Annotated in this window: 7 protein-coding genes; 5 read left to right on the forward strand and 2 right to left on the reverse strand. The window is 54.3% G+C overall.

Annotated features, from left to right (window positions below):
• The 5 genes from HJG40_RS06530 to HJG40_RS06550 all read left to right on the forward strand — a co-directional run.
• Positions 1-332, forward strand: a 332-nt coding sequence (locus HJG40_RS06530) for a hypothetical protein (protein ID WP_215863440.1), incomplete at its 5' end; no start/stop codon positions are given.
• Positions 329-1597, forward strand: a complete 1269-nt coding sequence (ltrA, locus tag HJG40_RS06535; RefSeq protein ID WP_215863441.1) for a group II intron reverse transcriptase/maturase — start codon at positions 329-331, stop codon at positions 1595-1597. The genes HJG40_RS06530 and ltrA, both read left to right, overlap by 4 nt.
• 27 nt (positions 1598-1624) lie before the next feature.
• Complete coding sequence (gene tnpB, locus HJG40_RS06540) at positions 1625-1828, forward strand: IS66 family insertion sequence element accessory protein TnpB (protein WP_226857259.1); 204 nt, start codon at positions 1625-1627, stop codon at positions 1826-1828.
• A gap of 94 nt (positions 1829-1922) precedes the next feature.
• Complete coding sequence (gene tnpC / locus HJG40_RS06545) at positions 1923-3557, forward strand: IS66 family transposase (RefSeq protein WP_438263560.1); 1635 nt, start codon at positions 1923-1925, stop codon at positions 3555-3557.
• A 65-nt stretch (positions 3558-3622) separates the two neighbouring features.
• On the forward strand, positions 3623-3787 hold the full coding sequence (locus HJG40_RS06550) for a hypothetical protein (protein ID WP_215863444.1): 165 nt from the start codon (positions 3623-3625) through the stop codon (positions 3785-3787).
• Positions 3788-4205: 418 nt separating this feature from the next.
• On the opposite strand, the gene yghU is transcribed toward HJG40_RS06550, so the two are convergent.
• Entirely contained in the window at positions 4206-5087 is an 882-nt protein-coding gene (yghU, locus tag HJG40_RS06555; protein ID WP_215863445.1) for a glutathione-dependent disulfide-bond oxidoreductase, read from the reverse strand.
• Positions 5088-5555: 468 nt separating this feature from the next.
• The coding region (locus HJG40_RS06560; RefSeq protein WP_215863446.1) for a hypothetical protein at positions 5556-5850 on the reverse strand (295 nt) is incomplete at its 5' end.

Below are 5850 nucleotides of genomic sequence, written 5' to 3' on the forward strand. Positions count from 1 at the left end.
CCAGCCTCTTATACGTTGAATGGATGGATTTGTCCAGCGCTCACCGTACATCCAAAAAAGCCGAGTCATTCATATGGTGGTGCCACCCCATAAAAAGGGCTCTTGGCCATATTGAGAATTGCTGCTTTGATATGGAACGTGAGAACCTCGCCTCTGATGCCAAGGGAAATGACAAGCGGCTACCACCGCGAGGAAGAATACCGATGCAGAGGCCGAGGGGCGGAGCCATTCGTAGTAGTGATGAAATTCCTGTAATGGGGATGGAGCGAAGGGATGGCGTTGCCCAGCTGGCGACGGTCACCAACTTGCTTAGGCAAGGAGGAGTGGCATGAGCACAGCAAAGTCGTACAACATTTCCAAACAAGTAGTTTGGAAGGCTTATCAATGCGTAAAAGCTAACGGAGGCGCTGCTGGAATAGATGAGCAATCCATCGCTCAGTTCGAGCAGGACTTGCAGCGGAACCTCTACAAGGTGTGGAACCGGATGTCATCCGGTTCCTATTTTCCACCACCGGTTCGGCAGGTGGAAATTCCCAAGCGATCCGGAGGCAAGCGCGCATTGAGTATACCCACGGTGGCGGACAGGGTGGCCCAGACGGCGGTCAAGCTTTTAGTTGAGCCACGTTTGGATTGCCTGTTTCATCCGGACTCCTACGGGTACCGGCCGGGAAAGTCGGCCCAGCAGGCAGTTGCGATCACACGTAAACGCTGCTGGAACCACAACTGGGTGGTGGAGTTCGATATCAGGGGAGCCTTTGATCACATTGATCATGGGCTGCTGCTCAAAGCGGTAAAACATCACATAAAGGAAGGCTGGATCTTGTTATATATCGAGCGTTGGCTTAAGGCCCCGTTCGTGACCGCCGAGGGTATCCAAGTACTGCGTGAAAGCGGCACGCCCCAAGGTGGCGTTATCAGCCCTTTGTTAATGAATCTGTTTATGCATTATGTGTTCGATATCTGGATGCAAAGGTCATTTCCTGCATGTCCGTTTGCACGGTATGCTGACGATGCGGTGGTTCACTGCCGCACGGAGAGGCAGGCACATGAGGTCATGACAGCAATTGAGATACGCCTGGCAGAATGCTTGTTGAGCATGCACCCGGACAAGTCGAAGATTGTTTATTGCAAGGACAGTAACCGCAAAGCAGCTTACCCTACGACGCAGTTTACGTTTCTGGGGTTCACCTTCCGATCACGGGAGGCATGGGGCAATAGTGGATGTCGGTTTACCAGCTTCCTGCCCGGGGCCAGTACTGAAGCGCTAAAGCGAATGCGTCAACGAACCCGCAGCTGGAATATCCAGCGACAAACACCGGCCAGCCTTTTGGAACTATCAAAACAGTACAACGCCATCCTACAAGGGTGGTGGAACTACTACGGGGCTTTCTACAAAACGGTTATGCGTAAGGTCTTCAATCATTTTGATCAGAAGCTCCAGCGCTGGGCTCGTCGGAAATACAAAGCATTGGCGGGACATAAGCGCCGCAGTGCTGACTGGCTCAACCGGATGAGGAAAGCATGCCCATCGTTGTTTGTGCACTGGCACGTTTATGGAAATGATAGCCGACTGGACAACGGGAGCCGTATGAGTTGAGAGACTCACGTACGGTTCTGCGAGAGGCTGAGGGTGAAACTCCTACGGCCTACTTACCATCGCACCGGATTCTGCCTCTGGGCCAAGCGTCTGGAGCGCGGTCGCTTTCTCCCGGACTGGCAGAAAGTGGTGACCCGGGAGATGGATTGGACGGATCTCAAGCTGATGCTCGAAGGGATTGTGCCGGGCGCGCAGCGCAAGCGCTATCAAGCGCCGGAACCAGCGGAATAACATGCTTTTTTACGCCGTTTCGAGGCCTTTTTTATGGACAGAATCGGTGATTATTGCTATGATTTTACACATGAAAAATGTCACGGCAGCGGCCTTGTTCCCGACCCCTTTAAGCCTTGAAGAGGCCGCCGCCCTGTCCCCGCAAACCGTCCTCCTGGCCGTGCAGGGATGGCTGCATACCGAACAACAATTAACGGCCTTTCAGCAGCAAATGACCGCTTTCCAGGCACAGATCGACGCGCTCAAACATCAACTGGACTGGTTCAAGCGCCAGACCTTCGGCCAGAAGAGCGAAAAGCGGATCCCCGAAGTTCCGGCCCAGCAGTTGACCCTGGCGGAGGCGCTGGGCATAGAAACCCCGGTGCCCCCGGCAGCAGCGCCCACCCGCCGCATTCCGGCCCATACCCGCAAAAGCGCCTGCAGCAAGACCGAAGACCGGGCCGAAGCGGTCCCCTTCTTCGATGCCGATCAAGTCCCGGTCACCACCATTGAAGTCCCTAATCCCGAAATCGCGGGTCTGACCCCGGAGCAATACACCGTCATCGGCACCAAGGAAACCTACCGTCTGGCCCAGCAGCCCGGCAGTTATGTGGTGATCAAATATGTCCGCCCGGTGATCAAGCGTCTCGATACCCAGATCATCCATTGTCCCGCCGCCCCCGTAGGCGTCCTTGAAGGCAGTCGCGCCGACGTCAGCTTCGCCGCCGGGATAGTCGTCGATAAGTTCCTCTATCATCTGCCGCTCTACCGGATTCATCAGCGCTTACAGGATGGCGGTTTTACCCTGAGCCGGCCGTGGCTGACCCGGTTGATACAACAGATTGTGGGGCTGCTGGAACCCATTCATGATGCCCAGTTGGCCTCCATCCGCGCCTCCCGGGTGAAGGCCATGGATGAAACCCCCATCAAGGCCGGTCTGAAAGGACCGGGCAAAATGAAACAAGGGTACTTCTGGCCGGTATATGGGGAACAGGATGAAATCTGCTTCCCCTACTGTGAAAGCCGCCGGGCAGAGCATGTCGATCAGCTCCTGGGCCTGACCGCACCCCCCGGATCGATACTGATTACAGATGGTTATGCGGCCTACAGCCGTTATGCCCAAAAAACGGAAGGACTCACCCATGCCCAGTGCTGGGCGCATACCCGCCGGGAATTCTACGAGAGCCAGGATGCCGATCCGCAGCGGGCCACCGTCGCCCTGGACCTGATTGGTCAGATCTATGCAGTGGAAGCCGAAATTCGGGAGCAGGGCCTGAAAGGCGCGCAAAAGCACGCGCTCCGGCTGACGAAAGCGAAGCCTTTGGTCGAAGCGTTCTTCACCTGGGTGGCGGATACCGCCGCTGATACCGGGTTACTGCCCAGCAACCCCTTGAGCAAAGCCCTCGCCTATGCCCACAAACGCCGGGCGGGACTGGAAGTCTTCCTCAGCGATGCCGATGTGCCCATGGACACCAACCATCTGGAACGCGGACTCCGAGTGATCCCCATGGGCCGGAAAAACTGGCTGTTCTGCTGGACGGAACTGGGGGCCAAACAGGTCGGCATCGTGCAGAGCCTGCTGACCACCTGCCGCCTCCACGACATCAACCCCTACGACTATCTGGTCGATGTCCTGCAGCGGGTCGGCCAGCACCCCGCATCCCGCGTCGCCGAGCTGACCCCCAGACTCTGGAAACAGCACTTCGCCGCCAACCCCCTGCGCTCGGACCTCTACAATATCCTGAAGTAACCCGCAAGATACGCCGCTCAGTTACCGGTTACGCCTACGAGATACATTCCAAGGCTGCAAAAAGTATGGGTATCCCCAAGATACTCTCTACGCACCATCCCGAAGTTTGCGCCATGCTTTATGAGGACCAGCACGGTGCCGTCTGGTGTATCCGCCTGAATGGACCGGGTTTGCCGGTCTTTCAGGATGACTGGTTCCAGAATTATGCCAAGCTGGCCGTGCTGGTATAACGAACAGCGTTTATTCCACCAATCCCTCAGCCTGCGCAATAACCAAATTCACTGCTTCGTCCTGCAAGTTGGTCGACGTAGGTTCTGGCGCACGATATCGGCCACTTTCTTGGCGGCGGACGGGCTAGGGCTTTCCTCGCGTGTCAAACAGCGCTGGTGATTGGCCAGTTTTCAGCAGAAATCAGCGTTTGGATGGTTCGCCATTGAGAGCCTCAGTGTTTCGCTAATGCACCTAATATTTCAACAAACTAATGATTCATATTCCGCGATATGGGGTGGCAAATACCCAATGCTGACAGATGGCAAACGAATGGTGCTGATTAACATTCTTGATGGGTCGACAGCAGGACAGCGGTCGTTCAGCAGTGGAAAGGCTCTCAAAGGAACGAAGTCTGCTTCAGTTATGTGAACCCTTTGATTACGGCTTGGCATTTACGAGCTTATCTTGTGTGCGTAGATCAAAGTCACTCGCATCATGGCGTTCATGCAACTGGCTGGAAAGTTCGCCAACGATACGGTTAACTTTGATTCCGCGTTGCACCTCAGGACGGGCGTAAATATTGTCTGTCCAGCGCCGAACATTCGGGTAGTCCTCCACCGAAAGAAACTCCGCAGCATCGTACAGCCAGCCTTTAACCAAACCACCATACCAAGGCCAGATGGCCATATCAGCAATCGTATATTCGCTACCTACTATATATTCATTTTCCGAGAGCCGTTTATCGAGCACATCAAGTTGTCGCTTGGTTTCCATAGCAAACCGATTGATTGCATATTCAATCTTTTCTGGGGCATAGGCGTAGAAATGACCAAATCCGCCACCCAGGTAAGGGGCGCTTCCTATCTGCCAGAATAGCCATGATAGGCACTCGGCGCGCCTACTTGGATCGGTAGGCAGGAACGTCGCAAATTTCTGGGCTAAATACAGCATGATCGCCCCAGACTCAAAAACCCGAATAGGCTGTGAACCGCTGTAGTCTACGAGAGCTGGGATCTTGGAGTTTGGATTCACCGCTACAAAACCACTTCCAAATTGATCCCCGTCACGGATACGGATTAGCCACGCGTCGTATTCTGCATCGATATGACCCTGTGCTAACAACTCCTCTAGCAGGATTGTCACTTTTTGGCCATTGGGCGTCGCCAGAGAGTACAGTTGCAATGGGTGATGACCGACGGGGAGTTTTTTATCGTGGGTTGGTCCTGAAACAGGACGGTTGAGAAGTGTGACAGCGCTAGCTGCTTCAGTCTTGTTCCAGACCCAAATCTTAGGGGGCACGTAGTCCGTTGAATCGGTCATGAATAATTCTCCTTGGATTGAACCAGGTTACAATTTAACCATACTCGGTCATCACAACAATTGGTTCAATGCAATCCATGCGCATCAAACGGACAGGTTGCCCATCTCGCCTGTGACGTCCTCAAATTTGGCAACCATTCTTCTGTAACCAACTCCTTGTAAAAATTGAATTCAAGACGCTATCCTCATTGTCAGAGGCTATGCGCGCAACACAAAGACAGGGATGTTGTGATAAGCTCAAGGCATTGGTGGGGTATTATTTTCACTGACAAGCCCAAAATTATCAGATTTTCATTCGCGAGGTTCATGCTCAAAAGACGGCCACGGTTTACAGTCATAGAGCCAAGTTTCGAGAACATGCTGGTCAGTCCGCCGAATGACCGCTCCCGCTGCCCTGCTGCCGTTGAGCCCTGATGGTCGGCAGCAGACTAAAAGCGGTCATTCATTATGCATGACCACTTGCAGAATTTAGTTTTGTTTCATGGCGAATCGCATCTCATATTCTTGATCTATCAGTGATGCCAATTTCCATGGTGCCAGGGTCCGTGGTGCCAATTGCCATGTTGCCAAGGCCCTGGCCTTCCATGCCCTGCCCATGGTGGTGGCCCCCGCCGAAGCCAAGGTCTGGGTCCATAGGCAACGACAGGGGGTGGCACGGGATAATATCTGACCACCGGTGGCGGCGTGTAATAAGCGACGGGGGGCGGCGCATAATACACCGGCGGTGGCGAGTAGTAGACGGGAGGGGTACCCAATTGCACGC

This window comes from Acidithiobacillus concretivorus, assembly GCF_018853445.1.
Lineage (GTDB): Bacteria > Pseudomonadota > Gammaproteobacteria > Acidithiobacillales > Acidithiobacillaceae > Acidithiobacillus > Acidithiobacillus concretivorus.

Excerpts from the sequence above, each read along its gene's own strand:
- ltrA (WP_215863441.1), top strand. The coding sequence starts at position 329 with ATGAGCACAGCAAAGTCGTACAACATTTCCAAACAAGTAGTTTGGAAG.
- HJG40_RS06550 (WP_215863444.1), top strand. The coding sequence starts at position 3,623 with ATGGGTATCCCCAAGATACTCTCTACGCACCATCCCGAAGTTTGCGCC.
- yghU (WP_215863445.1), bottom strand. The coding sequence starts at position 5,087 with ATGACCGATTCAACGGACTACGTGCCCCCTAAGATTTGGGTCTGGAAC.